Raw genomic sequence first — 26,264 nt, 5'->3', positions numbered from 1 at the left:
CTATCCTGGCGTTGCTGTATGCAGATCAGGTTGTGGTGTGCAGCGAAACCCGGCCGTTCGTTTCCAGCAGGGCAAACTGCTGCCGGCTGGTTGTAGGCAGCACGGCCACTACCTGAGTGGGTGTTTTAATTCTTTTCACCCACTTTGCACCGTCTTCTGTCAGATGGTAGACGGTGGCTTGGTCATTGATGGCCACCAGATGCTCTACTCCAACGAAACCCGATGCTGCGCTCGACAAGCCACCATCAAACACCACTTGCTGTGGCGCTTCATCAGCCCCTTGGGTAGGCATCCATAGTTGCAGCCCTTCTTCTGTGGAAACGGCGAAACAAGGGTTCGGAAGGTAAGCCGAGCGCGTCAGCGAGTAAGTATACTCGTCTTTACTATATACCTGACACCGGCCATCTTCTGCCGCCCACACCACCGCATTATCAAAACAGGTATAGTACAGGCTATCATAATATAGCAACTCGTATGGCTCACCCCGAACACCCGAATCTACCAGGGGTACAGGTACGTCAGGCTGGTAGGTTTGGGTGGCTAACAGCAGACCCGACGGGCCGGCCGCGTCGTAGCGGTGCAGTAGCAGCGTGGTGCCCTCCAGCCACACGCTAGCTATGCATTTATTGGGGAGTAGGGCTACCCGCGTGGGCCAGGGTGGCAGCCAGCTGGGGCACCGCACGGTGAGGCTCTGCGGGAAGTGTTTATTTTGAGACAACTGCTTGGTTTCGAAAGCGGCGCCGGCCGCCGAGCGCAGAATTATTTGGTTGCCGTGCTGCTCGTCGGCCAGCAGCTGCACGCGGGGGTCTTCCAGGGGCGTGGTCCAGGAGTAATACTCTACGTGGCCATACCAGTTGGCGCGGGCTAGGTGCAGGCGCTGGTTGCGCACGCCTACGGCCAGCCACTGCGCCCCGTACCCAACGGCCTGCTGCCACTGCACAGTGGCATCGAGCTGCGGCGCCTGCATGTACAGCGCGGGGGCAGCATCCGTCAGGCGGCGGGCCTGGCGGGTGGTGAAGCGGTTGCAATCGGAGGCCAGCAGGGGGTCGTCGGGCAGAAAATGGTGCAACAGGTTCAGCGGCACAAGGTTGCCAGTGGCGGCCTCGGCACCCACAATCTCGTAGGCCACCTCGCGGGTGGTCGTGCGCAGTTCCGGCGCCGCATATTTTTCACTTAACGTACTGAGCACTTGTAGCAACGGCACGAGCTGCTCCCGGGGCGTGTGGTGCTGAAATACCTTGCGCACCTGCGTGCTCAGATCCGCCCCAGGCACGGTCGCTACCACGTTGAAATACTGCCGCAAGCAGGCTTCGGGCTGCCTACCCACCGTCCAGCCTTCGATCAGCACCGCCTGGGCGCGGTCGGGAGACGCCAGCTTATCGGTCAGCAGGCGAGCGGCGGCGGGATGGTCGTGGTTGGTGAGCAGTAATGCTACCCCGCGCTCGTAGTGGCGGGCGGCCAAGTCAGTTTGGGCGAGCTGCTGATACAGGTCGCCGACTTTCTCGTGCTGCTCCAGCTCGGCAAACAGCGTGGCTGCCTCCAGCAGCAAGCCGCCCCGCTCCAGGCATTGCGCCGCGGCCGGCCGGTTGTGCAGATGCTCCTGGTAAAGCGTGGCCGCTTCGCGGTAGAAGCCGCCCTGTTCCAGTACGCGGGCCGCGCTGGGGTAGTCGCCGAGCAGATGCGCGTAGATATAGGCCGCTTTCTGATAGTGCCCGGCAGCCGTTTCGCGGTGGGCGCTGGCCTGGTACCGCTGGCGTAGGTCTTGCTGGTAGGCGTCCAGGTTCCAGGCATCTACCCTACCCCCGCCCCCCAGGCGGCCCAGGTTGAACTCCGTGGCTCGCGGCCCTAGCTGGGCCGAGGGCGCCGCCGTGCCGCGGTCTTGGTACGGACCACCGAGCGGTATGGCGTACTTCAGCGCTTCGTCGGGGTTGTCGGTAAACAAGCGCAACAGGCGCTCAATTTCATTGTGACGCTTCTTTTCCAGCTCGGCCAAATTGCTGCGCCACCGCTGTTGCAGGCGCGTGAGTAAACCAAGTTTGGCGGGCCTACGAACGGGTGGATAGGCTGGTTGAGAACTATTGTCCTTTTGCTGGGCCGCACGCAGCAAGTGGCTCCCTAGTACCACTAGTACAATCAACATGGTACTCCATGGAAACGAGTCAAGGTCTACACCAACTATCGCATGCAGCAACCATATTACTCCAGCCAGCAACAGCCCTAACAATAGAAGTCCCACCAGTAATTCTCCAGTGGCTAATGGACCCGGCCGTTTCTTTTCGGTAGGGTTTGGCACTCGCTGCATTAGTTGCAACGTCCGACACAGCATTCCACGTCGCAGGTTATCCCATTGCTTTTGCAGCATACCTGGCGTGGTGCCAGGGGGTCTGGGCAAATCTGAGAGGAGTGCGGTGCCAACGTCCTCTTGCATCTCCTGCATTACGTCGGCCGCCGTGGGCGCCTGCACCCGAATCTGCTGCAAGCGTGGCCTAGGCTCATTACCCATCTTGGCACGGCCCCAATCGGTAGCTTGCGGCGCCTGCAACTCCAGTAGACTAGACAGGTCCAGCTCATCCTCTGTATCGAACCCTACCAGCCCGATACTGGGGTGCAGCAGCTGCCGCGGCCACACCAAGGCGGCGCTCAACTCCTCGGGGGTGGTAGCCGGCCACAGCGCGGCGTGCGTGGGCACGTACAGCCGGCCGGCTTCTACTCCGCAGGGTTCCAGCACGTCGGCGGGCAGCGTGCCCTCTGGCGCTACCACCAGCAAGCCCGCCACGCGCACCGAGCGAATCGACTCGGGCACCAAGTAGCAGCTGAGCTGCTCGGCACTAAGGCCCCACCGACCTATTTCGCGCAGCCACGCCGCCGGCTCGGTCCCACGCAAAAACGCCGCGCATGCCGGACGCTGAGCCGCTGGGTGGTAGCGCAAGGCGAGCTGCATAGGGTAGGAAAACGCGGTAGACATCAGTGATACAGGCTATGTTCTTGAATTTCCAATAATGGTACCCCCGCGTTTGCCTAGCGAAGCTGCTCGATAAGCGGCCGGAGGTAGCGGTGGTAGAACTCCCCTACCGGCGCGCTCGGTGTGGGCGCCGCTCCTGTGAAGTACATGGAGCCGCAGACGGTTCCATCCGAAGCCCAGGCCGCCGTGGCCTGCCCGAGTACCAGCACTATGGTCACTTCCGGCAGCGCGGCATCGGTGCTGCGCAGGTGCAGTAGCCCCCGCGAGTCGACCAAGGCCGTGCTGCCGTTGGGCCAGGCTACGCGCCGGAACCGCACCTGGTCGTTGGGAGTGAGCCCGGCCACTTCTTCCTCCACCTGTATATTCGGCAACGCCTTATCGAACGGCGTCTGCACCAGCTGCAACGTTGAGGAGGTGCCACTGTCTACCAGCCGCAGCGTGTGCCCATCAAGCACTAACTCCCGTTCGGCGTTGACAGCCATCCGGCGCACGCGCTGCAATACACTATACCCATTGTTGACGTGGCGCTTCAGATGCCCAAAATCTGCCCGAAACGCAGTATTCGTATTTGTGGGAAAAGTAGTGGTAGTACGTTCCCAGATTTTCCACTGCATGCAGTCAAACACCAGCGTTCCGCTTGGTTGCCGCACGTAATAGCTGCCGTCTTTGAATACCACCGACGGCTGGGCATCCGCGGCCTCCAGTTCACTTGATAAATCGACCCTCACCGGCTCCCCACTCAGAGAAAAACCGTAAATCAGCAGCTGCGTGCGGTTACTGACCAGCACACATATTCCCTCACTATCGGTACCGAAATAATAGTCGCCCGGCTCAATAACTGGCAGCAGCTCCTCGGCGCCTATATCTTTATCGGCCCAATACAGCACGCGGCGCGTATCGGAGATGCTTACCACGCCTAGCTCGGGTACGTAGAACGTGTTCTTGATAGATAGCCGCACGCCCGCGGCTGGGAAGAACAACGGGGCAGAATCACGGTGCAAGAAGGCCGCCGCCGCCGGGTGGCCGGGGCGGCGGGCCGGGCGGCGTGGCGCTTGGTGTAGCACGTCGAGGTCGTGGCGCGTGGTGCTGAGCAACGTGCGGCGGCCCTGCTGGTACTCGAATAGCTGTAGCTCTCCGCTCCGGTCTACCGTCAGCAGGTAGCGCAGCGCGGTTTTCGCCTCGGTCAGCGCGGCCGCAAACTCTGGCAGCTGAAGCAATTGTGCCTCCGTAATCAGCAAGCAGTCGGTAGCGGCAGCCGGCATTTGAGCGAACTGCCGGAGGGCGGGGCCGCCGTGCGGGGCCACATCGAGTTGGCTGAGGGCTTCTACCACGCCATCCAGGGAGGTTAAATCGAGTAGCGTCATTTCCTGCCCGCCCAGCGCATAGGCCGTGGCTTGCCGGCGTGGCTGCCTGGCGGGCTGTACCCAGGCCAGAGCGGCCGCCAGCGCAAATACCCGCGGCACGCCCCACATGCGGAGGGTGCTATCGAGCAGCACTACCCGCGGGCGCACCTCGGGCAGCGGGGGCGCCTCGCGGCGCAGATACAACGCCTCGCCATTCACCAGCCGGGCCAGCAGCAAGGCATCGTCCTGGGCCAGCTCGCTGAGCAGCAGCCGGTCATAGCTGCCTTGGTTGGTGATGTCGGCCACGCCGCCCAGGGGCTGTTCGCTGACCGCGTGCGTGTGCAGCGGAATGCGCAGACTGGCTACCAGCCGCTGCGTGAGGTGGGCCAGGCCGGCCGTGCGCGGGTCCTCCGCCAGCTGATCGAGCAGGCTGCGGGGTGGCTCAGGCTCGGCGGGGGTAGGCAACTCGGGCTCCGGCAGCGGCGCGGGGGCTTCGGGCAGGCCGGTGCGCAGGTGGTGGGCCAGGCTACCCGGCGTGGGAAAGCGTTGCAGAGCGCGGTCCAGACACTGCAAATCAGCCAGAAAAACTTCCAGAGTAATGAGGCTACCCGTCACGCGCAGGCTGGCGTCCAGCTTCCCGCTGGTCCAGAGGTGTAGTGCCTGCTGGCTGCGGGCCTGGGCTACCCCCTGCACGAGGGCCAAGGGGCGCATTTTCTTGCCAACCGGCTCTGGTTGCAGGACTTCGCGGAACAAATGCAGCTTCGGCGGACCGGTGCGCAGCTCGCGGGGCAGGCCTTGCACAACCTCCGCAAACTTGCTGAAGGTAGTCAGGTAGAAATCGAGCTTATCGGCTTCCCTCCCATATCGGACCCGCTGGCTTACCGCCTCCAGCACCGCCCTACCCCCCGAGGCCGACCAGGTATCGGCGCACACGGCTAGTAGCAGCAGCACCGCGCCCAGGGGTGGGAGGCCCGCCGGCACCAGCGTATGCAGCACCGCTTCTAGCTCTTCGCGGTAGCAAATGGTGGTACCGTTCTGCCACTCCGCCAGCGCACCTTCTTCGGTCCAGCGCCAGAAGTAGTTTTGCGGAGTCTGAAAATATTCCAGCGCCAGCTTGAAAGGATCGGGAGCGGACGACTTACTCATGCGAAAAGCTAGCGGCTGTCAGGCGCACGGCGCTGCGGGTAACGGGTAAAAGATGCACAGTGAGCACCCGCTCCCAGGATCCATCCGGAGCAAATAAAACGAAAGCATCGTTTTCGGGTGTCAGCTGGCGGATCAGCAAGGGAGCGAGCAAGGAAGCTTCCAGGTCGAAGCCGGCGGGTAGGAGTAGGTTTTGCTGCTGCCAATACTCCTGCCCCGGCAGCGGCGGCAAGGGCGTGCCCAGCACCAGCACCAGCTGCTCCGCCGACACAGCAAAGCGCAGGGCACGCAGCCGGATTTCGGGTGCCGTTTCGGCGTACGCGTGCCAGCTAGCCCAGGAGGTAAGCAGGGCAGCGCTGGCGGCCGCACGGTCCGAGGGCACCAGCTGCACCGAGTAGCGGGGCGGCGCTTGGGCCGGCAAGGCGGCACTGGATACAGCCAAGGGGGCAAATTCCTGTATGGGTTGCCACGCCAGCGCTGGCAGCGTGCCAACGGGCGTAGTGCGCCCCACCGGGAACAGCCGCCCCGCCACATCGAGGGTGTAGGCGGCCACGATGGGTAGGGTCCTCACAACTAGCGGCAACGGAGCGGCGGCCGGCAGACCGCGTAGCCACACCCTACCATCGGCCCCGGCCGCCCGCAGGTCGGGCACCGCCCGCACGGCGCCCAGCGCTGCGCAATCGGTGGCAGCCAGTACCAACACGTGCTCCGTCATGCCTGCAACACTTTTTGCCAGAGCGCGTCCAGCGGTTCTTGCACATACTGGCGCTGCACCTCGTTGGTGAGCCACTGCGTGCGGCCGTGCAGGTAGCGCAGCTGGTCTTTGATAGCGGTGCGTTCCGCCAACGACGTTTCGGGTTGGTCCCACTGGGCCGTGAGGGCAGCCACTTCGCGCAGCAGGACGTCGGCATTGGGGGCATCCTGGCCGGCGGCGCGGGGGTGGCGGTTGGCCTGCTCGTCGGCGTGCACCACCGCATCCACAATGCCGGCAATGATTTCGCGCTGTTCGTCGGTATCCCAAATGTAGCGCAGCACCCACATATCGGAGGGAATGACCGTGGTGCGCTGGCAGAGCAAGGCGCTGGCCGCTAGCAGCCGTTGCAGCTTCACGGCCCGGCGGTCGGATACGGCTACGCCCGCCAGGCGCAGCTTGCTCACGAGGTCGACGTACAGCGGGCGCACGGCCGTCAGATCGACCGTGGGGATGGCGGCTTGCAGGTGCAGCACCTCCTGGGCCGTGATGGTAGGGGCTTCGGCCGGGGCGCGGCGCTCTAGCGCCCAGCCAGCCGCCAGTACGTCGGTCAGCGCCTCGGGCGCCACGTAGTCGCAGTGGGCGCGTACCAGGAAACGATCGAACAGGGCGTGCAGGGTTTCGTCATCGGGCAGGTGGTTGCTGGCCCCCACCATCAGCAAGGCCGGCAACGGGCGCGACTCCTGCCCACGGCGAAATACCCGCTCGTTCAGCACCATCAACAGGCTGTTGAGAATGGCGCTATTGGCATTCAGCAGCTCATCCAGAAAGACTAGGTGCGCCTCAGGTAACATGCCGGCGGTGTTTGTCACCAAGTCGCCTTCGCGCAGCTTGCGGATATCGAAAGGGCCAAACAGCTCGTTGGGCTCGGTGAAGCGCGTGAGCAGGTACTCGAAGGTTTGGCCTTGCAGGCGCTGGGCTAGGGCCCGCACCAGGGCACTTTTGGCGGTGCCGGGCGGCCCCAGCAGAAACAGATTTTCGCGGCCTACCAGGCACAGGCACAATAGGTCAATGATATCGTCTTTGCCCACAAACGTGGCTTTGAGGTGGCGGGCTACGTGGTTGAGCTTGTCAACCAGCGGTCCTACCTCGGGTAGCAGTGTTTCCATCAAACAGATCAGACAGCGAAAAGGATAAAATCGTGAAAATCGGGCCAGAGCGTGGCGGCGTGGCCGCCCAGGGCAGCGCGTACCAGTGGCAGCAGGTGCGGCTGCCTGGCCCGTTGCTGGTCCTGCTGCCGGATGATGCGGTCGACGTAGGCGAGTTGCAGCGCCGGGTGCGACAGCACGGCTGCTTCTGCCGTGGCGTCTACCTCTGGGTGGCCCACGAACGAGAAGGGCCATTGCCGGGCAATGTCCTGCAACTGCGCTACCAGGGCGTCACCGGGGGCCAAGCCTTTTGCCAGGCGCAGCAAATCCGGCAGGTAGCGAAACGTGAGGTCGACGGAATAGATGGTTTCGGGCGTTACGTCGCCCGTGTAGGCTGGCAAATACTGCTGCATCACGTCTTCGTCCAGCTCCCGCACCAGTGCCAACTGTAGGGTGTGGTAGACGTACTGCGCAGCCCAGCGCGCCGCCGGAGCCGCAAAGGCCGGGACCGTGCCGGGGAGTTCCAGCGCATCTTCGGCGTGGTAGTCGGCCAGTAGCGTATCCGCCGCGTGCAGGTCGTCGGCCTCGAAAGCGCTGGGCTGGCTGGTTAGCGTAACTGCGCCCGTCGACACTAAATCACGCAGAAAAGGAGTGAGTAGCACGAGTGATGTGATAGGTAATGAATAGTAATCAGTAAATAAGACAGCAATTAAAAAGATACTACTTGATAAACAACATTTTGCGCTGTTACCGAAACCCAAGCTGTGTTGTAGCTGGTGGCTAGATAGGCTTGCCTTGATCAGTTTTTTTGGTAGATCAGCGTGTCTGAGTTGGTTTACCAGACGCCTAAGTAGCAAGAAATGCGTCATCTTGCCCTGCAATGCTCGCTATTAGCACAAGACCATTTCATTTTCAACCATATGTCCTCACCCGTTCTGTCTATCCGCGCCTTCATCGGCACCCGAGACTTTACCGTTTCGCGTAGTTTCTACCGCGCCTTCGGCTTTAGTGAAGTGGTTATCTCGCCGGCTTTATCCTATTTCTCTCTCCAAGGCATAGGTTTTTATTTGCAAGACGCCTACGTGCAAGATTGGGTTGACAACTCCATGTTGTTTTTGCAAGTAGCGGATGTGGAGCAGTATTGGGCTGAGCTTGCGGCGCTGGACCTGCCCGGCACGTACGAGGGCGTACGGGTTACGCCCATCCGGCAGGAAGCCTGGGGCAAAGAGGGTTTCGTGTATGACCCGTCCGGTATTCTGTGGCACATTGGCGAGTTCAACCGCGAGTAGTGGGTTTCCTATTGCTCACTCCTTCACAAACCGACTGAATACGATACGTTCCGGCAATTGAAACCTAATCAGGTAGTTGCCGGGCTGTAGGTTGCTGACGGGAATGGTGTGGCCGGGTGTTAGCACGCTCGCCCGCAGCCGCTGCCCGAGCAGCGTGGTTACCTCATAAGGCAGCGGGTGCGCCACAGCCGTCACCACTAATTCTGTTCGGGCCGGATTGGGGTAGAGTGATAAGGTTGACGCTCTATTTGCCAGCTCGGTCCCGCTGGTAGCAGGCAACACCAGGGTGGGGTTACCATCGAGCACATACATAGGCTGAAAATCGGTAGAAGCATCTTCTGTGTACTCTACCACCCGGACGTAATAGCGGCGGCGCGGATCAAGGTGGCTTACGTACACCGAGTCTGTAGCCGCGTTGGCCACCACGTAGGTGCCCGTGCCCAAGGTAGCCCGGCCTTCTCCCCAGGTAGCAGCCGTATAGCGAATGCCATCCAGCGGGAAATCCGTAATCGGCTGATCGGCTTGCAGCAGCACCAGGCAACGCGTGCCGGCGCCGCGCTGCCAGCGCAGCATCACGCCCGCCGAATCGGGTAGTGCCGTGAGTTCCGACGCGTTACGGGTAGGTGGCCGCAGATCGTGGGCGGGTAGGCTTGCCGCGCGTTGCACCGCTACCCAGCCCAGTTGGTCCAGCTCTTTCCAGCACATCTCACTGGTTGGGCGGGCATTCAACAGAATGGCCCAGGTGAAGCCGCCGGCCGTGCATACCAGATAGGTGCCGGTCCCGTCCATCTCCCCGCGGTGCCAGCGGTGGCCGGCGGCGTTTACCATCCAGCCTTTGCCATAGTGCGCATTCACGGCCGATGGCTGCGCCATGGTAGCCAGCGTAGCGGGCGTCAGCAAGCCCGGCTGCCCAGCCCTACCCTCCACCGTTTGCAGAAGCTGCACCAGGCTGCGGGCCGAGCACACCCAGCCGCCGTGGGCACCCATGGCTTCCAGATTGAAGCCGCCGTACGCCGCGGGCACCACCCGCCCCGAGCCGTCGCAGGCCTCGGTTTGGTAATGGCTCTCGTAGGCCACTTCGCGCTCCAGCTTATCGGCGGGCAGGTTGCGGCCCAGGTGGGCTTCGAGGGCGCCAGCTGGCTCCAATAGTTGCTGGCGCACCCAGGTTTCGTAGGGCTGGCCCGTTATGGCTTCCAGTAGCTTGCCCAGCACTAGGTAACCGATGTTGGAATAGGCGTAATGCGTGCCCGGCGCGGTATTCAGCCCGCGGGTTAGCAGGAAACGTATCAGGGTGGAGTCGGCTACCGGCGTGGCGGCTTGCATGGCCTGGGCCACGTGCACGGGAAAGTCGATGGGGTCGCAGCCGTCCTGGCCGTCGCAATCGCTGTCGCGGTCCCAGCCGGCGGTGTGCTCTAGCAGCTGCTGTACGGTGATGTCGTAGATGCGCTGGTCGCGGATGGCTTCGGTGTAGTAGGGACGTTGTAGGTAGCCCTGCGGTCCAAATACCTTATCGGTTAGGTGCAGGCGCCCCTGTTCCACCAACTTCATGACTGCCAACGCGGTGATGGGCTTCGATACGCTGGCCACGCGCAGCAGGTGGTAGGGCTGCATGGGCTGCGCACCTGCCGCGTCGGAGGTGCCAAAAGCCCGGGCATACACCACACGTCCTTGCGCGCCAAACGCTACCGAAGCACCCCGGATACCCCAGCGCTGCATAAACTGCTGCATGGCCTTGTCGAACGGCTGAAAGGCGGATACCGCCACACCCGTTTGCGCGCCTGTCCGAAGAGAAAATAACAAGCAGATAAAAAGGCAAAATTTCTTCAACGACTCAGCTACTAAAAATGTGCAACATCTGCCCAAGGCCTTTATACGACCCAGGTATTTATTGCAATTTTTGTAGCACAATTCAGCTTTATAAGATGTTTAAAAAAGTATATTTTATAATTTTTTAGGGGCTTAGGAAGCAAAACTAATTAGAGGGGCTGTTGACGAAGCAATTTAAGTAAGAGTTTGTACAGGTCTTCGTGGCGATGATTGAAGCGAAACTCGGCCTCTTTCAAGTGTAGTAAAAACGTATGGTTGGGCACGCCCTTGAAGCGTTGCAGATGGGCTTTGGCAAAGCTCCAAAATGATTCAATCCCGTTGATATGCGAGGCTCCCTGGACAAACTCGTTCTGCCCATGATGCACCCGAAAATGACGGTCGTAGCCCACGTCCACCAAGCCATCATAGCCGCGCCAGCCATCGGTGTTGACCATCGCCGTGACATCAATCTTACCCCGAATAATAGCTTGCAGGGTCTTTTTCGAGCAATCCGGGACGATTTCCGTGTATACCTGAGCCCCGCGTTTGAACAGGCCAAAGACAATGGTTTTACCCCCCGCTCCCCGGCCCCGTTTGCCGCGTACGCGCCGCGGGCCGAAGTAGCTCTCGTCCAGTTCGACGGCCCCGTCCAGGTCAGCCGGCACCGGGCTGCAAGCTAGCAGCCGGTGGCGCAGGCGCAGGTATATGTCGTTGACCGCGCGTACGCTCAGACCCGTCAGCCGGGCCGCGTCCGAAGCCGTCAAATCCAGCGCGAAAAGACGCAACAAGTAGCGAAATTTGACCTCGGAAATTTTGCTGCACTTATAATAGCGGTTAGTTTGCTGCATAACAGGAAGTTATGCCCCATTCCTCGCTTTTTGCTTCCTAAGCCCCTTTTTTAAATAAAATTCACAGGTCTACCCTAACAGATCAGCTTCACCATTCGACATGCATAAAATTGAATATTATTTATACCAGTGCTTTGCAGCACCTGTCATGCATACTATACTTTGTTCGTGACAAATCCCGTTGCCGTCAGTTATAGCCTTGTTCGGCGGCTTTTATCGTGCGGCATCTTTCCTACCTTGCCAACTGATTTTTGGCGCTTGCCTCCATTCGTTTTACGCGTTCTTTCATGCAAATTCTCATTCTCAACGGCCCCAACCTCAATCTGCTGGGTCAGCGCGAGCCGGGCATCTACGGCACCCGCTCGTTTGACGAGTACCTGCCCGAGCTGCAAGAGGCTTTCCCTAGCCTAACCATAGAGTATTTCCAGAGCAACCACGAAGGCGAGCTGATCGACAAGCTGCACGAAATCGGCTTCACCTACCACGGCGCGGTGCTGAACGCGGGCGGCTACACGCACACCAGCGTGGCCCTCGCCGACGCCATTGCGGCCATCAACACGCCCGTGGTGGAAGTGCACCTGAGCAACCTGCACGCCCGCGAGGAATTCCGCCAGAAAAGCCTCATTGGCAAAAACTGCGTGGGCAGCATCGCCGGCTTCAAGCTCGACAGCTACAAGCTGGCCCTGCATTACTTTGATGGCCTGCGGCCTAAGCGGGTAGGGTTTCGGGTGTGAAGAGGTGAAATGGTGAGTTTTCGTTCTGTCATCCTAAGTTGTCTGTCATCCTGAGCGGAGCGAAGGACCTTATGCCCGCAGAACGAGTCGTTGTTACACTTGTCGTTCTGCGGGCATAAGGTCCTTCGCTCCGCTCAGGATGACATGCGCTTTCTCAATTCACAATTTCACAAGCTCACAACTTCACCAACTCCCCCTTTCCCTACCTTTGTTTTTCCTCACGTTTGACTTTCCCTCCTATGTATACTTTCAATCCGGGGCCGGCCGCTGTGTATCCGGCAGTGCGGCAATATTTAACCGATGCGTATGACCAGGGCTGGCTGTCGGCCCAGCACCGGGGCGAGCGATTTACGACGTTGATGCGCCAGATTGTGGCCGACCTCAAGACCAAGCTCAACATTCCGCAGGACTACACCATCTTCTTCATGAACTCGGCCACCGAGTGCTGGGAGGTGCTGGCCCAGAGCCTCACGCCGCGCAAGAGCCTGCACTTGTACAGCGGTGCTTTCGGAGAGAAGTGGTACGAGTACGCCAAGGCTCTGCGCCCGGCCTGCGTGGGCTACCCCTTCGGCATCGACGAGGTGCCCAACGTGGCCGCCCTACCCCTCCCCGAAGATGAGCTGGACCTGGTGTGCATCACCCAAAACGAAACCAGCAACGCCACCCAGCTGCGCGACGGCTTCATTCTCAACCTGTTCAACAAGATCGGCAATGCCCTGCTGGCCGTGGATGCTACCTCCTCGATGGCGGGCGTGCAGCTGAAGTTCATCAAGGGCGACATCTGGTATGCTTCGGTGCAGAAGTGCTTCGGGTTGCCGGCGGGGCTGAGCATCATGGTATTGTCGCCGCGGGCGGTGGCGCGCTTCCGGCACATCAACGAGAGCAGCCACTACAACTCCCTCACGGCGCAGTATGAGAAGATGCTCAACTTCCAAACCACGCACACGCCCAACGTGCTCAACCTCTATCTGTTGAGCCGAGTGTTGCAGGACCGGGAGCCCATCAAAACCGTGCACCAACACCTGCTGGACCGCGCCACCAAGCTCTACGATTACTTCGACCAGGCCACCCAGCTTAAGCCCATGGTCACGAACCCCGAAACGCGCTCTACCACCGTCATCGGCCTGCAAGGTCCGCCTGCCCTGATTGACGAGGTGAAGCGCAAAGCCTTGGAGCAAGGCATGCAACTCGGCAGCGGTTACGGCCAGTGGAAACCTACCACCCTGCGCATCGCCAACTTCCCCGCCGTACCCGATGCGGCGTTTGAGCAGTTGGTGCAGTTTTTTGCTCGCGAGTTTGCGTAACGGTGAAATAGTGAGATGGTGAAATAGTGAGTTGTTGTGTTGATAACCAGTATTTCATCCTCTCATCGCTTCATTATCCACTCTTTCACTGATGTTCAGTTTAAAAGAAATATTCTCCGTTACGCTCACCCTATTTGCCATCATCGACATTCTGGGCTCGGTGCCGATTATTCTGCAAATCCGGCAGCGCGAGGGGAAAATTCACTCGGAGAAGGCTACGCTGGTGGCAGGCTTGCTGATGGTAGCCTTTCTGTTTCTGGGGCAGAGTATTTTGTCGCTTTTTGGGGTTGACTATCAATCATTTGCTTTGGCCGGCGCCATCATCATCTTCCTCATTGGTATGGAGATGATTCTGGGGATTGAGCTGTTTCGGCATAACCCGGCGGCTTCGTCGGGTTCCATTGTGCCGCTGGCGTTTCCGCTGATTGTGGGCGCCGGCACTATGACTACGCTGCTCTCCCTGCGGGCGGCCTATTCCCTACCCAACGTGCTGGTAGGCATCGTGCTGAACCTAGTGTTTGTGTACGCCGTGCTGAAAAGCTCGTCCTGGATTGAGCGCAAGCTTGGCAAAGCCGGCGAGGACATTCTGCGCCGCGTGTTCGGCGTGATTCTGCTGGCCATTGCCATCAAGCTGTTTAAGAGTAATTTCTAAAGGAGTCTTAGGGGCTTGGTTGATGTTCAACGGATCATCTTTCAGAACATCAATCCAAGCTCCCAAGCCCTTACTAATCATCGCATGATTCACTTATATACCGATGGCTCGTCGCGGGGGAACCCGGGGCCGGGCGGCTACGGGGCCATTCTGCGCTTCGGGCCGCACGAGAAAGAGCTGACCCAGGGCTTCCGCCTGACCACCAACAACCGCATGGAGCTGCTGGCCGTGATTGTAGGCCTGGAGGCCATCACGCGCCCCGAAGTGCCCATCACCGTCGTCACCGACTCGAAGTACGTGGTGGACGCCGTGGAGAAGAAGTGGGTGTTCGGCTGGGCGAACAAACCCGATTTCGGCAAGAAAGCCAACGAGGACCTCTGGCGCCGTTTCCTGAAAGTGTACCGCCAGCGCACCGTGCGCTTCCAATGGGTACGCGGCCACAACGGCCACCCCGAAAACGAGCGTTGCGACCAACTAGCCGTGTGGAGTGCTACACAGGGCAAGCTGCTGGTGGATGAAGGATATGAGTTGATAGAGCAGAAGCGGTGAGATGGTGAGGGTGTGAGTGAAAAAACGTGTGTCATCCTGAGCGCAGCGAAGGACCTTATGCCAGTTGAACGAGTCGTTACGTTCTAGCGTGATAAGGTCCTTCGCTGCGCTCAGGATGACACACGTTTTTTTCACTCACACCCTCACCAGTCACCATTTCACAAACTTACCTTTCACCGCCTAGCCGCTGGGGTAGGCGTATTCAACGTTTTCGGAACGGTAGGGGCTTGGGGTAGCGTGATGGGTACGGCGCGGGGTGCGGGCTGGCGCACAGGCCGGAGTGGGGTACGGCTGAGCACCAGCGTGTCCTGTTGCAGGCGGGCTTGCAGAAACTGGTAGAGGCGTTGGGTTTCGGCGGGGGTAGGCACGGTATCGGGGCGCTGCCAGGCTACGGCTACGGTGAGCAGGGTGTCGGCGCGGAGGGTATCGGGGGCAATATCGGTTTGAGGGCGGGCCACGCTCAGGCCCGCCACGCGCGGAAAGGCGGCACGGACCTCGCGCAACACTTGCGCCGCCGAGGGCAGCGGATTGCTGGCCGGGCTGCTGGTAGTGCGGATGGTAGGTGCACGCGTCAGCTCCGCTTCTAACTGCATATTTTGAAACAGATTGCGGGCGGCTTCTTCACTCAGCTGCGCTACTTCTTCCTTTGAAATATTCACCCGCGACACCTCCACTTGGTAGTTTTTGAGGTCGCGCTGGCGCAGCCGCTTTTCCATTTGGGCCACTTGGCGGGGCACTACATTCAGGCCCGAGAAGTACACCCGCACTAGGTTGGTTGAATCGGTGTGCGCGATATCCCAGCGCAACACTTCGTTGCCTTGCGCCCGCAATCCGTCTACCACCACCTCTTCCACAATGCGCCGGTCGCGCTCCTGGCGGTATACACTCACCAGAAAATAGACGCTGGGAGCCACAATTAAAGCCAGCAGCAGACCCATAATAATGTTGACGCGGCGCTGCTGTCCTTCCTCCACGTAGGTGCGTTGCGGAAAGCGCATTACCCTCACAATCATGTAAGTAGCCAAGCTGATGAAGGCCGCGTTGATACAGTATAGGTACAACGCCCCCAGAAAAACTGACCAGTTGAGATGCGCCAGGCCAAAGCCGGCCGTGCACAGCGGGGGCATAAGCGCCGTAGCAATGGCCACGCCCGGAATGGCGTTGGTCTTATCGCGCCGGGAGCTGGAAATGATGCCGGCCACGCCCCCAAACAAGGCAATGAGCACATCGAGCAGGGTAGGGTGCGTGCGCGCCAGCAGCTCGGGTGTGGCTTGCCCCAGGGGCGTGAGGCTGAAATAGAGTACGCTGGCTACCAGGCTGATAGCAGTAGCCAACCCCAGTTGGCGCAGCGCGTGCCGAAACATAGCCGAGTCGTTGATACCCAAGCTCATGCCTACCCCCAAAATCGGCCCCATCAGCGGCGAAATCAACATGGCCCCAATGATGACGGCGGCCGAGTTGGTATCCAAGCCGATGCTGGCCAGCAGCGCCGCGCACATCAGAATCCAAAGCACCGAACCTCGCAGTTCAATATTGGCTTCAATGTCCTCGACGGTACCGCCGATGGACGCGCCCGTGCGAAGGTTCAGCAAACGGAGTAAACGCAGCAGCATAGGGAAACTTTAGGTAGTAAGGACGAAGGTAAAGCCAGCATACGGAAAGCACGACAGGAAGGTAGCCTATCTTTGCCCGCGATTATGCCGCTTTAGTATCATGGCCAATTCCTACTTCCAGTTCAAGCAGTTTCGGGTAGAGCAGGCGCACTGTGCCATGAAGGTGTGCACCGATGCCTGCGTGCTGGGCGCCATGGCGGCGGTAGCCGGCGCCCGGCGCGTACTGGATATTGGCACCGGCACCGGCCTGCTGGCCCTGATGGCCGCCCAGCGCAACTCCACGGCCACCATTGAAGCAGTGGAATTAGATGCCGCCGCGGCCGCCCAGGCCGCCGAGAACTTTGCTGCCTCGCCGTGGGCAGAGCGCCTGCGCGCCTACCCCATTAGCCTAGCCCAATTTGCGGCCACCCACCCCGCCTCCTACGACCACATCCTGTGCAACCCGCCGTTTTTCCGTCAATCGCTCCGCTCGCCCGACGCGCAACGCACCACGGCCCGCCACACTGCCAACGACACCCTGACGTTCACCGAAATCAGCCGGTTTGCCGCTGATTTTTTAACTGAACAGGGCAAACTCACGGTGCTATTACCGCCACCCGAGATGCTGCATTTTGAGCAGGACGCAGCGGCCGCGGGCCTCTACCCTACCGCTCGGCTGGCGCTGCACCACCGCCCCGGCAGCCGGGCGTTGCGCCACATTACCGCCTTTGGGCGGCAGCCACAACCTGTGAGTACGCAAACGCTACTGCTGCATGATGCGGATGAGGCGGTGTATTCGCAGGAGTTCCGGGCGCTGCTGGGCGGGTTTTATCTGCACTTGTAGCGCTACACTAGTTGCCGGAGTCGGGTAAGTTTGTCTTGGTAGAATTCGTCGAGCAAATCGGTGCTGACTTGGTCGAACTCGGTATGGGTGTAGTGGCGGCGCACGGTGCCAGCGGCCAGGATGGTCAGCTCGTCGCAGATTTCGGTGAGGGTGCCGAGTAGGTGTGATGTCAGGAGAATACCAGTGCCGCGTGCGCGCAGCCGCAGCAGCATTTCCTTCACTAGTAGGTTGGTACCCAGGTCGAGGCCGTTGAAGGGTTCATCGAGAATGAGGTAGCGGAAGTCCTGCACCAGCACCGCCAGCAGGGCCAGCTTCTTCTTCATCCCGGCGGAATAGTCTTCGGCGTAGGCATCAAGCGGTAGTTCCAGCAACTCATTCCACTCCGCGAAATCCGGCACTTTACGGCTTCGCGCCTGTAAGCAAAAAGTGAGGTATTCGCGGCCCGTGAAGCGCGGATAGAAGTAGGGCTCGTAGGGTAGCAGGCCCGTATGCTGGCGCAGGCTGAGGCCGGTAGTCTCGCGCACCGTGCCGTGGTAATCGGCAATCAGCCCGTAGATGCAATTCAGCAGCGTGGTTTTGCCAGCCCCGTTCACCCCTACCAACCCGTGAATGGTACCAGGGCGCAGGTCGAGGCTGACGTGGTGCAGCACGGGCTGCGCGTCGTAGGCTTTGTATAGGTCGCGAATTTCAATCATAGCGAAAAGCAGCCAACCGCCGTCGGCTTTTGGTGAGCAATACAGGAAACGCCGCCACAAATACTGCCCCGTACACGGTATTCAGCACAATCAGCAAGCCCAGCGCTACCACGCCCACTTGTATGGTACGACTCAAGAAAGCATTGGGGTAGAAGGCGTATTTGGCGAGCAGCGCGCCGGTCAGGACCGCCAAGCTCCACAGCAGCATTCCCAGAGCACTTACCCACGTGGCCGGGCCAAGGGCCATAACCACCAACAAAGGAGCAGCTGTGAGCACATAATAGATCCATAATACCCATAAGCGCCTCCACAAAAACGCCCCTACCCCGCGGGCAGCCGTGAGCAGCATAGTAGCTGGCTCGGCGCTGCCATAGCAACTTAGCACCCACACCAGCCAAAGCACCGCGGCGCCGGCCGCCACAATGGGTTGATGCTGCTGCCACACAGCCACGCCCAGCAGCCCCAGCCATACCAGCATGCCGCCGCCCTGCCGCCAGCCCCCTACCCACTCAAACGCCTCAGCCCGAAACAGACTACTCCTACCCTGCTTGCGCGTCCGCACGGCCGGAATCGGCAGCCACGGTACAGCGGCAGCAGCCAGCACCGTTAGTACCGCGGCGCCTACCCTGCCATGCGCCAGCAGCACTGCCGCAGTTGGGTTCAGCAGCAACGCATACTCCACGGCCAACCATTGCCGAAATGTGGGGGCTACTGCTTGCAGAAAAGGCACGTCGTCTCGCCGCCAGTGGGCGCTGAGGCACAGCCACATGCCTAGTATTGGCACTGCCCACTGGCCTACCGGATGGCGCGCCGCCGTGAGCAGCGCTTTGCTACTTACCGCTAATAGCATTGCCCCAAGCAGTAGCAACCGCCACCATCCTAGCTCCAGCAGGTGACGCCCCAATACGCGCAGGCGTAGACGAAAGTAAGACTGCATAGCCGCTACAACGGCGAACTAACGACACCCTATATAGTCAGGCAACTATTTTTGCGAGTTGCCTACCGATCGGACGCTGTAGGCATCCGACCGTTTGCCGTCAGTTGGCTGCTGTAAACGAGCTTCGTGCGGATGTTACGGAGGCGGCACGATTGTCAGCAGGCGGCACCCGTTCGGACGCCTACAGCATCGGACCGGCAGACGTCCTCTTCATTCAGCCATCAGGCCTCTTTCTTCTCCCTCCACAAATCGAATTCCGTATTCCGTGGCCAGTTCATCGAGAATAGGCTCATAGATTTCTGCTTTGGTAGGAATCATGATACCGTGCGAGGCAATTTGCCCAGCGGCTAGCCGGCGCACGGCCATGCCCAGCGGCAGCCCTACCGTCTTGGCCATGGCGGTGTGTGTGGCGTCATCGCCTACAACCACCAGGGAGGCGGTATTGCGATACAACAGGCCCGCTATTTCATACTCGAATTCATGCTGCATCACGACCATATCGCGGTCCTGCGGTTGAAGCGCCCATTTCTGGAGCAGCAGGTGCTCTAGCAGTTGGGCCGGCGTGGCGTTGGCAATGCCTACCGGCTCTTGGGAGAAGATGCCCAGCCACGTCAGCAACTTCATTTCGGGGCTGTTGGGCGCGAGTTGCAGGTAAGCAGCGGCTTGGCTGGCTACTGCTTCTTGAGGTGTGGGTAGGGAACGTAAGCAGCCGGCTACCAACTCGCTCCACGGCAGGCTCGCAGCATTGCCCAGGCGCACCGAGTCGTCGGTGAGGCCCAGCTGAACGAGGGCGTGCCAGGCGGCGCAGTAGCCGGGGCGGCGCAGGGTGCCGCGCAGCATGGTCGGAATATCGGTGAGGCCGTAGAGGGGACGGTAGCTGAGCGAGTCGCGGTTGGGGTAGCCCTCAAAGTCGCCGTAACCGGGTACGCTGATGGATGCGGCGCGGGCAAATAGCTGGTGGTAGGGCACCAGCCGCAACCGACCATCTTCTAGGTACTGCGCCGTGCTCTGCCCCGCCAGCACCACGTTGCGCGGATTCCAGGTGAACTTGTAGCGCCACGGATTGTCGCCTTCTGAATCAGGGGCTAGCAAGCCGCCGCAGTGCGATTTGAAGCTGGTGAGCCGCCCGCCCCGCGCCCGAATGCTGTCAATCATCTGCATAGCCGACATATGATCCAGGCCGGGGTCGAGGCCGCACTCCATGAGCAGCGTGACGCCCGCGGCACGGGCCTCCGCATCCAATGCGCGCAGCTCGGGCGTGGCGTAGCTGGCAGTGGCCAGGTGCCGGCGGTGGCGTACGCACACCCGCGCCACCACCGGGTGCAGAAACGCGGGCAGCATCGAAATCACAACGTCGTGCGCTTTCACCAGCTCGTCGAGGCGGGCGGCATCGTCGGTGGAGAACGGCACGGCGCGGGCGTAGGCAGCGTGCGCGGCCAGTACGGGCGCCAAGGGAGCGGGATCGAGGTCAGCAATGGTGAGCTGCCAGTTTTCCTGGGGCGCGTGACGCAGCAGGTAGGAAATGAGAGTGGAGGCCGAGCGGCCAGCACCGAGCAGCAGCAGGCGGGTGGGGTGGGTCATGTCGGAAGGGTAGGCGTGTCATCAAAGCTAACAACTCCGGGAACATACGCCTGCCGGTCCGACGCCGCGGGTGTCCGACTGGTTGCCATTGCTGACTACCGCACCACATACCTAGCCATCAGTAGGAAACCCAGACCGTAACCGGTTGTCGGACCGGCAGGCGTATGCTCTGCCATTCGCCCTACCCCCAGCGCAGTTCAACCCGCTGTTGTACCGTTCGCTGAAAAACAATTTTTCCCGGCTGAAAGGCCCGCTAGGTTTGAGGTATCAATCGCACTACAAACGTCTTATACCCCTACCACGATGAACTTGACAGCCCTCCTCCGTCCCTTCTGCGCTGCCCTGCTTACCAGCGCCACACTTTTCACCACCGCACCCATAGCCAGCGCATCGGCCCCTACCCTTCTGGTAGCCGATAACCCAGCCGCTGCGCACCCCAACTTCACGGTGCGCGTGGTGGGCAAAGGCCAACCCATGCTCCTGATTCCGGGCCTAACCTGCCCCGGCGCGGTGTGGGACGAGACGGTGGCACACTACCAGAAACAGTACCAGTGCCACATCATTTCCATCAATGGGTTTGGTGGCACCGCCGCCCCGGCCAGCACTGAAAACCTGCTCCAAAACGTGCGCGACCAACTCCTGACTTACGTCAAAACGCAGCACCTCCACAAGCCCGTAGTAGTAGGGCACAGCCTGGGCGGCTTTCTAGCCCTGTGGATGAGCACCACCCAGCCCGACGCCGTGGGGCCGCTGGTGATTGTGGATTCTCTACCCTTCCTCTCGGCGGTGCAAAATCCTATGCTGACTGCCGAGGCCACCAAGCCCATGGCCGAGGGCGTACGGCAGCAGGTAGGCCGTGGCCACATGGACGCCGCCACCGCCCGCCAGATGTCGGCCAGCCTGATGACCGATACGGCCCGCATCCGACAGGCCACCGCCTGGAGCGTGGCTTCCAACCCCGCTACTGTAGGCCAAGCCATGTACGATATGTATACCACCGACTTGCGCCCCGACGTGGCCCGCATTCAGCAGCCCGTATTGGTGCTGGGTGCCTGGGCCGCTTACAAGGCCTACGGCTCTACCAAGGAGAGCACCCGCGCTATTTTCGAACAGCAGTACGCCAAGCTACCTCAGCACCGGATTGAGATGTCGGAAGCCGGCAAGCATTTTCTGATGTGGGACGACACGCAGTGGTTCCTAGCGCAGTCGGACGCTTTTTTGAAGCAGTACGCAGTCGCTAAAAAATAGAAGACCGTCATGCCTGATCAGGCATGACGGTCTCCCCTGGCCCCACTGCTACTCCCTAGAAATCAGAATACGCCACTGGGTGCAGGAATTGCATATCAATATGCGATACGTTGTCCTGGTATTCGGGCCGGGCCGAGAGCTTCTTCCAATCCGCCGATTCCCCGAACTGTTTCCAGTGCGCGTCGCGGGCGGCTTTGTTCTCGAAGGTGGTCATATACATCAGGTTGGGCATGTGGCTGCCCGCCAGAACCCGGCCGTAGAATACCGCATTGAAACCCAGGCGCTTGAACAGGCCTACCTCGTCGCCCTGCACAAACATCTGCACCTTGTTGAGGTGCTGGGCCTGGGTAGCGCTTTCGTAGCTGCGCAGCTCGTAGATGCGCTCGGGGCGTGGACCAGTTAGGGGCGGCGTCTGGAGCTTGAGTTGATCAGAAAACGACTCTAGCAGAATATTTTCCAGGCGGGTGTAGGGTGCTTGATCGTGGGCGGCCTGCCAGTATTGTTGTCCAGCGGCGCCATACACCTTCGGTTGCTCCAACTGCGTTGTTACGCGTTGCCACTGTTGCAGCGACTGGTAGGGCACCAGCACCAGCAGGCGTCGGTCGGCAGCCGTATCGTTGCCAACTGGCTCGAACACGCCCACTTTCGGGATACCCAGCTTGTGCAGCGCCGGCAGGTAGGCGTCTTTCAAAAAGGCCTCTACCCGCTGTTGCTGTTGTTGATCGCGCAGATGATAGACTTGTATTTGGTAGTACTCACGGCCGGCGGCGCGGGTGGTCGTTGCACTCAGCAGCATACCGGCCAGCAGCAGCAATTGGCAGATTGTGGTGCGGAAGCGTGGAGGGGATTTGGGTGTCATCGGTACAGTTCAGAATAGATTAACTGCTTAAACATACCGCAAATTCGGCAACCGTCGGCTTGCTTTCTCCTAATTCTACACAAACCCTTCTTGCCATGATAGTCCCTAGCTCATCCTTAGATCAGCAACGTGCGCAGTTTACCGCCCAGCGCCTGCTGGCTATGCCGTTGGCAGGCACTGTGGCTTGGGCGATAGTAGGCGTGGCTGGCCTCACGCTGTCAGCCGTGCAGATGGTGTGGGCGCTGTACCTGAGCACCGGCAGCATTGTGTATCTGGGCCTGTTTTTCTCCCGGTTCACCGGCGAAAACTTCCTGAACCGCACCAAACCCAAAAATGCGTTTGACACTCTGTTTTTCAGCACGGTAGCGATGTCGTTGCTGGTGTACGCCATTGCCATTCCCTTTTTTCAGGCCGATTATACCTCCCTACCCCTCACCGTCGGTATCCTCTCGGGACTGATGTGGCTGCCGCTGTCCTGGATTATCCAGCACTGGGTAGGAATTTTTCACGCCGTGGCGCGCACGGTGCTGGTGCTGGCCACCTGGTACGCTTTTCCGGCCCATCGATTCATTGCTATTCCATTTCTCATCGTGGGGCTGTATGTTGTGACGATCCTCATCCTGGAATACCGCTGGCGGGCCGTTCGGCGAGAAAACGCGGTGGCTTTATCAGCTTAATTGTATGTCTTCCTTATCCGTCGATAGCCCTACCCCTGCGCCTACTCCTACCCATCGTCGTTGGTATTGGAGCCTGCAAGTAGCGGGCTGGCTGCTCTACGCCTGTCTTGGCCTGATACTAATTCGGTTGTTTGCGGCGCGCGTGGTCATTGGCTGGCATCTTCTTGCCATTCAATTAGCTATGGCTGTGGTGCTTCTTCTTGTCAGCCACTGCGTGCGCGCTTGGATAAAACGGCAGCATTGGAAGCAGTTGCCTTTTGGGGCGTTGTTATGGCGGCTGCTTGTAGCCAATGGGGTAGCCGCCGTGCTCGGCCAGATAGTGCTGGGAGTTATTATTGCCTTTCTGATCCGGCCGCCTGCCAGCATGGGTGGGTTGGCCGGCGGCGCTCAATTTGTGGGCTATATTCTTAACACTTACTTCGTGCTTTGGCTCTGGACGGCCTGCTATTTCGGCTGGCACTACCTCAGTCGCTACAAGCAGGCCGAGGTAGATAAATGGAAGTTACAGGCGGCCGTGCGAGAGGCGGAAATGAGCACCCTGAAAGCCCAGATCAACCCGCATTTTCTGTTCAATGGCCTTAATAATATTCGGGCCTTGGTGATGGAAGACCCCGCCCGCGCCCGCGCCATGATGACGCACCTCTCTGACCTGCTGCGCTACTCCATCCAACTCAACGGCACCGAGCAGGTACCGCTGGCCCGCGAGTTGGAAATTGTGGAGCACTACCTTCAGCTGGAAGCCATGCAATTGGAAGAACGCCTGACGTATACGCTCGACATTGACCCCGCTACCCTAGCCATGCCCATACCCCCCATGACCTTGCAGCTGCTGGTGGAGAATGCCATTAAGCACGGTATTGCGCCCCGCCCCGAGGGCGGCACCATCACTGTTTCGGCCCAGCTGGCCGCCGATGGCGCACAGCTGCACGTGGTAGTGCGCAACACGGGCTACTACCAGCCGCCTGCGCCGGGCCATACGGGTATCGGGCTGCGCAATGCCCGCGAGCGGCTCGCACTGCTCTTCGGTCCCGCCGCTACCCTCACGCTCACCAACGACCCAAACGCACCCAACCAGGTAATGGCCCACGTGCAGCTACCTGTAGCTGCTGCCCTACCCTTCCACTCCACGCCCGCTACGGCAGCCAGTGTATAGCTAGTTTTTGCGCTATGAATATTCTGTTAGTTGATGATTCGCGCCTGGCACGCCAGGAACTGCGCCACCTGTTGCAAGCCCACCCAGAGGTGACGGTAGTAGGCGAAGCTCGCCACGCCGCCGAAACCCGCCAGCTCCTACCCACGCTCCGCCCCGATGTGCTACTACTCGACATCCACATGCCCGGCGAAACCGGCTTTGATCTGCTGGCCTCGCTGGACACGGCTCCACACGTCATCTTCACCACCGCCTACGACGAATATGCCCTCCGTGCCTTCGAGGTGAATGCCCTAGATTACCTGCTGAAGCCCGTGCAGGAGCACCGCCTCGCCGCAGCCTTGGCCAAGGCCCGCACCGCCCTCACCCCTCCCGACGACAACCCGCCTACCCCAACGCCCGAGCAAGCCCCTACCCTCCTCACCGAGCACGACCAAGTGTTTGTGAAGGACGGCGAGCGGTGCTGGTTTGTGCGCTTGGCTGATATCCGCCTGTTTGAAATCAACGGCAGCTACACCCAAATCTACTTCGATACACAGCACCCCCTCATCCCGCGCACCTTGCAGCACCTGGAGCAGCGCCTCGACCCGCGGGTATTTTTCCGGGCCAACCGCCAACAGATTATCAACCTGAAATGGATTGCCGGCATTGAACCCTGGTTCAGCAACACGCTCAAAATTCAGTTGCGCGAAGGGCCGGAGGTGGAAGTTTCGCGCCAGCAGTCGGCCCGCTTTCGGGAGTTGATGAGTCTGTAGAGGGATTGTTTTCAACCAGAACGTCATGCTGAGCGGAGTCGGAGCATCTCGCGTGCTGATGTGAGGTAGTAATTCTAAAAGTTGAAATTCTTAAGAGCACGCGAGATGCTCCGACTCCGCTCAGCATGACCATCTAACGAGCCCAAACCGATTTATCGGCAGATAATTGTATTTTCGCCGCCCCTCTTCACAAACGGGGCCGCTGTTCGGCGCCGTCACTTCTTTTGCCCTGCCGATGGCTCACCCCTTACACCTCACTATCACCGTTGACGTATTAGCGTCGGAAGCGGAACTGACGCCCGCCGAAGCCACCGTGTGGCAGGCTGCCCGCGCCGCTACCAACCATGCGTACGCGCCCTACTCACATTTTCACGTGGGCGCGGCGCTGCTGCTGGAAGATGGCAGTGTGTTTCGGGGAAACAACCAGGAGAATGCGGCCTACCCTTCTGGCCTCTGCGCCGAGCGGACGGCTCTGTTTGGCTGGGCAGCTAGCCAGCCGGCCCAGCGCATTGTGGGCATGGCCGTGGCCGCCCGCCCCGCCAACGGCGAGTTCACGCTGGCCTGGCCTTGCGGCGCCTGCCGCCAGGTGATGACGGAGTACGAGCACCGCCAACAGCATCCCATTCCGCTGCTGCTACCCGGCCCCGATGGTACCATCTACCGCTACCGCAGCGTGGGCGACCTGCTACCCTTCAGCTTCTCAGCTGAGAATTTGCCTACCCCCCAACCTATCGTATAACGCTGCTGGTGGCTGCTCAGGAACATCATCTTCGCGTTCAGCGCACGGCGCGCTACTATCAACTAGGCACTCCTGGACCTACCACGCGCCGCGTGTGGGTGGTGTGCCACGGCTACGGACAGCTGGCTGCCTACTTCATTCGGCACTTCGCTTTCCTCACCGAGGACGACCCAAACACGGTAGTCTTGGCGCCCGAAGGACTTTCACGCTTCTACCTACAGGGCACCAATGGCCGCGTAGGGTCTACCTGGATGACGCGCGAAGACCGCCTCACCGAAATTGAGGATTACGTAGCCTACCTCAACCAGCTCTCAGATACCATTCTGGCCCAATGCGCGCCCGACGCGCAAGTGCTGGTGCTGGGCTTTTCCCAAGGCGCCGCTACTGTAAGCCGATGGCTGGCTCACGCCCCGTTCCGGGCGGCGCGGCTGGTGCTCTGGGCCGGCGCCTTCCCACCCGATATGGACTTGTCTGTGGCCGCCCGCCTGCTTCGGCAGGTGCCCGTCACGCTGGTATGCGGTACGCAGGACGAATACGTAACCGATGAAGCCGTAGCGCAGCAGCAAGAGGCGCTGCATGGACTAGGCGTAGAGCCGGAAATCATTTGGTTCGAGGGACGGCATCAGCTGGATAGAGTGGTACTGCAGCAGCTCCGTGAAGCTTTGGAACACTAGAAAATGTCTATCATCCTGAGCTTGCGAAGGACCTTCTCACGCGT

At 60.3% G+C, this 26,264-nt stretch carries 24 protein-coding genes; 12 read left to right on the top strand and 12 right to left on the bottom strand.

What is annotated here, in order from left to right; all coding sequences use genetic code 11:
* Positions 1-25: 25 nt before the first annotated feature.
* The 5 genes from F1C16_RS06030 to F1C16_RS06010 are packed head-to-tail and all read right to left on the bottom strand — an operon-like array spanning position 26 to position 7,949.
* A complete protein-coding gene (locus F1C16_RS06030) occupies positions 26-2,965 on the bottom strand; it encodes a hypothetical protein (RefSeq protein WP_185283444.1) in 2,940 nt (979 codons plus the stop codon).
* 53 nt (positions 2,966-3,018) lie between these two features.
* On the bottom strand, positions 3,019-5,451 hold the full coding sequence (locus F1C16_RS06025) for a hypothetical protein (protein ID WP_185283443.1): 2,433 nt from the start codon (positions 5,449-5,451) through the stop codon (positions 3,019-3,021).
* A complete protein-coding gene (locus F1C16_RS06020; RefSeq protein ID WP_185283442.1) occupies positions 5,444-6,163 on the bottom strand; it encodes a hypothetical protein in 720 nt (239 codons plus the stop codon). Before F1C16_RS06020 ends, F1C16_RS06025 begins: the two co-directional genes overlap by 8 nt.
* Entirely contained in the window at positions 6,160-7,308 is a 1,149-nt protein-coding gene (locus tag F1C16_RS06015; protein WP_185283441.1) for an AAA family ATPase, read from the bottom strand. The genes F1C16_RS06020 and F1C16_RS06015 overlap by 4 nt, the downstream gene beginning before the upstream one ends.
* An 8-nt stretch (positions 7,309-7,316) precedes the next feature.
* Positions 7,317-7,949 (bottom strand): hypothetical protein, encoded by a 633-nt coding sequence (locus F1C16_RS06010; RefSeq protein WP_185283440.1) that lies wholly within the window; start codon positions 7,947-7,949, stop codon positions 7,317-7,319.
* Positions 7,950-8,207: 258 nt separating this feature from the next.
* Between F1C16_RS06010 and F1C16_RS06005 the strand changes: the two genes are divergently transcribed.
* The gene (locus F1C16_RS06005; RefSeq protein WP_185283439.1) at positions 8,208-8,576 is read left to right on the top strand and encodes a glyoxalase; all 369 of its coding nucleotides are present in this window, start codon (positions 8,208-8,210) and stop codon (positions 8,574-8,576) included.
* Positions 8,577-8,591: 15 nt separating this feature from the next.
* Here F1C16_RS06005 and F1C16_RS06000 read toward each other — a convergent pair whose 3' ends face one another.
* Both F1C16_RS06000 and F1C16_RS05995 read right to left on the bottom strand, forming a co-directional pair.
* Positions 8,592-10,376: a serine hydrolase gene (locus F1C16_RS06000; protein ID WP_185283438.1), complete on the bottom strand. Its 1,785-nt coding sequence runs from the start codon at positions 10,374-10,376 to the stop codon at positions 8,592-8,594.
* Between the two features lie 176 nt (positions 10,377-10,552).
* A complete protein-coding gene (locus F1C16_RS05995) occupies positions 10,553-11,230 on the bottom strand; it encodes an IS1595 family transposase (RefSeq protein WP_185281262.1) in 678 nt (225 codons plus the stop codon).
* A 287-nt stretch (positions 11,231-11,517) separates the two neighbouring features.
* Between F1C16_RS05995 and aroQ the strand changes: the two genes are divergently transcribed.
* The 4 genes from aroQ (at position 11,518) to rnhA (ending at position 14,469) form a co-directional block, all read left to right on the top strand.
* A complete protein-coding gene (gene aroQ / locus F1C16_RS05990; RefSeq protein WP_185283437.1) occupies positions 11,518-11,964 on the top strand; it encodes a type II 3-dehydroquinate dehydratase in 447 nt (148 codons plus the stop codon).
* A gap of 239 nt (positions 11,965-12,203) precedes the next feature.
* Positions 12,204-13,268, top strand: coding sequence for an aminotransferase class V-fold PLP-dependent enzyme (locus tag F1C16_RS05985; RefSeq protein ID WP_185283436.1), 1,065 nt, complete (start codon positions 12,204-12,206; stop codon positions 13,266-13,268).
* A 91-nt stretch (positions 13,269-13,359) separates the two neighbouring features.
* Positions 13,360-13,920, top strand: a complete 561-nt coding sequence (locus F1C16_RS05980) for a MarC family protein (protein WP_185283435.1) — start codon at positions 13,360-13,362, stop codon at positions 13,918-13,920.
* A gap of 84 nt (positions 13,921-14,004) precedes the next feature.
* Positions 14,005-14,469: a ribonuclease HI gene (gene rnhA, locus F1C16_RS05975; RefSeq protein ID WP_185283434.1), complete on the top strand. Its 465-nt coding sequence runs from the start codon at positions 14,005-14,007 to the stop codon at positions 14,467-14,469.
* 173 nt (positions 14,470-14,642) lie between these two features.
* On the opposite strand, the gene F1C16_RS05970 is transcribed toward rnhA, so the two are convergent.
* Positions 14,643-16,082: a DUF389 domain-containing protein gene (locus F1C16_RS05970; RefSeq protein WP_185283433.1), complete on the bottom strand. Its 1,440-nt coding sequence runs from the start codon at positions 16,080-16,082 to the stop codon at positions 14,643-14,645.
* A gap of 100 nt (positions 16,083-16,182) precedes the next feature.
* Here F1C16_RS05970 and F1C16_RS05965 point away from each other — a divergent pair, with 100 nt between their 5' ends.
* On the top strand, positions 16,183-16,905 hold the full coding sequence (locus tag F1C16_RS05965) for a tRNA1(Val) (adenine(37)-N6)-methyltransferase (protein WP_185283432.1): 723 nt from the start codon (positions 16,183-16,185) through the stop codon (positions 16,903-16,905).
* A gap of 2 nt (positions 16,906-16,907) precedes the next feature.
* Here F1C16_RS05965 and F1C16_RS05960 read toward each other — a convergent pair whose 3' ends face one another.
* The 3 genes from F1C16_RS05960 to F1C16_RS05950 form a co-directional block, all read right to left on the bottom strand.
* On the bottom strand, positions 16,908-17,600 hold the full coding sequence (locus F1C16_RS05960; RefSeq protein WP_185283431.1) for an ATP-binding cassette domain-containing protein: 693 nt from the start codon (positions 17,598-17,600) through the stop codon (positions 16,908-16,910).
* Positions 17,593-18,537, bottom strand: a complete 945-nt coding sequence (locus F1C16_RS05955; protein WP_185283430.1) for a hypothetical protein — start codon at positions 18,535-18,537, stop codon at positions 17,593-17,595. The genes F1C16_RS05960 and F1C16_RS05955 overlap by 8 nt, the downstream gene beginning before the upstream one ends.
* 210 nt (positions 18,538-18,747) lie before the next feature.
* A complete protein-coding gene (locus F1C16_RS05950; protein WP_185283429.1) occupies positions 18,748-20,118 on the bottom strand; it encodes a saccharopine dehydrogenase C-terminal domain-containing protein in 1,371 nt (456 codons plus the stop codon).
* A gap of 309 nt (positions 20,119-20,427) precedes the next feature.
* Here F1C16_RS05950 and F1C16_RS05945 point away from each other — a divergent pair, with 309 nt between their 5' ends.
* Positions 20,428-21,366 (top strand): alpha/beta fold hydrolase, encoded by a 939-nt coding sequence (locus F1C16_RS05945; RefSeq protein ID WP_185283428.1) that lies wholly within the window; start codon positions 20,428-20,430, stop codon positions 21,364-21,366.
* A gap of 55 nt (positions 21,367-21,421) precedes the next feature.
* Here the strand turns inward: F1C16_RS05945 and F1C16_RS05940 are convergent, their stop codons facing one another.
* Complete coding sequence (locus tag F1C16_RS05940) at positions 21,422-22,225, bottom strand: NIPSNAP family protein (protein WP_258049038.1); 804 nt, start codon at positions 22,223-22,225, stop codon at positions 21,422-21,424.
* Positions 22,226-22,320: 95 nt separating this feature from the next.
* On the opposite strand from F1C16_RS05940, the gene F1C16_RS05935 reads away from it, so the two are divergent.
* From F1C16_RS05935 to F1C16_RS05915, 5 genes are all read left to right on the top strand, one after another.
* The gene (locus F1C16_RS05935) at positions 22,321-22,902 is read left to right on the top strand and encodes a DUF7010 family protein (RefSeq protein WP_185283427.1); all 582 of its coding nucleotides are present in this window, start codon (positions 22,321-22,323) and stop codon (positions 22,900-22,902) included.
* A gap of 4 nt (positions 22,903-22,906) precedes the next feature.
* On the top strand, positions 22,907-24,055 hold the full coding sequence (locus tag F1C16_RS05930) for a sensor histidine kinase (RefSeq protein WP_185283426.1): 1,149 nt from the start codon (positions 22,907-22,909) through the stop codon (positions 24,053-24,055).
* Positions 24,056-24,069: 14 nt separating this feature from the next.
* Positions 24,070-24,807: a LytTR family DNA-binding domain-containing protein gene (locus F1C16_RS05925; protein WP_185283425.1), complete on the top strand. Its 738-nt coding sequence runs from the start codon at positions 24,070-24,072 to the stop codon at positions 24,805-24,807.
* A gap of 235 nt (positions 24,808-25,042) precedes the next feature.
* Positions 25,043-25,546 carry a cytidine deaminase gene (cdd, locus tag F1C16_RS05920; protein ID WP_185283424.1) on the top strand — a complete coding sequence of 168 codons (504 nt, stop codon included), beginning with the start codon at positions 25,043-25,045 and terminating at the stop codon, positions 25,544-25,546.
* An 8-nt stretch (positions 25,547-25,554) separates the two neighbouring features.
* On the top strand, positions 25,555-26,220 hold the full coding sequence (locus F1C16_RS05915) for an alpha/beta hydrolase (protein ID WP_185283423.1): 666 nt from the start codon (positions 25,555-25,557) through the stop codon (positions 26,218-26,220).
* The last annotated feature ends 44 nt before the right edge of the window (positions 26,221-26,264 follow it).

The organism is Hymenobacter sp. NBH84 (assembly GCF_014217645.1).
GTDB lineage: Bacteria > Bacteroidota > Bacteroidia > Cytophagales > Hymenobacteraceae > Hymenobacter > Hymenobacter profundi.
Note: the sequence above shows the minus strand (reverse complement) of the source record. Positions and strands in the feature narration are given on the sequence as shown.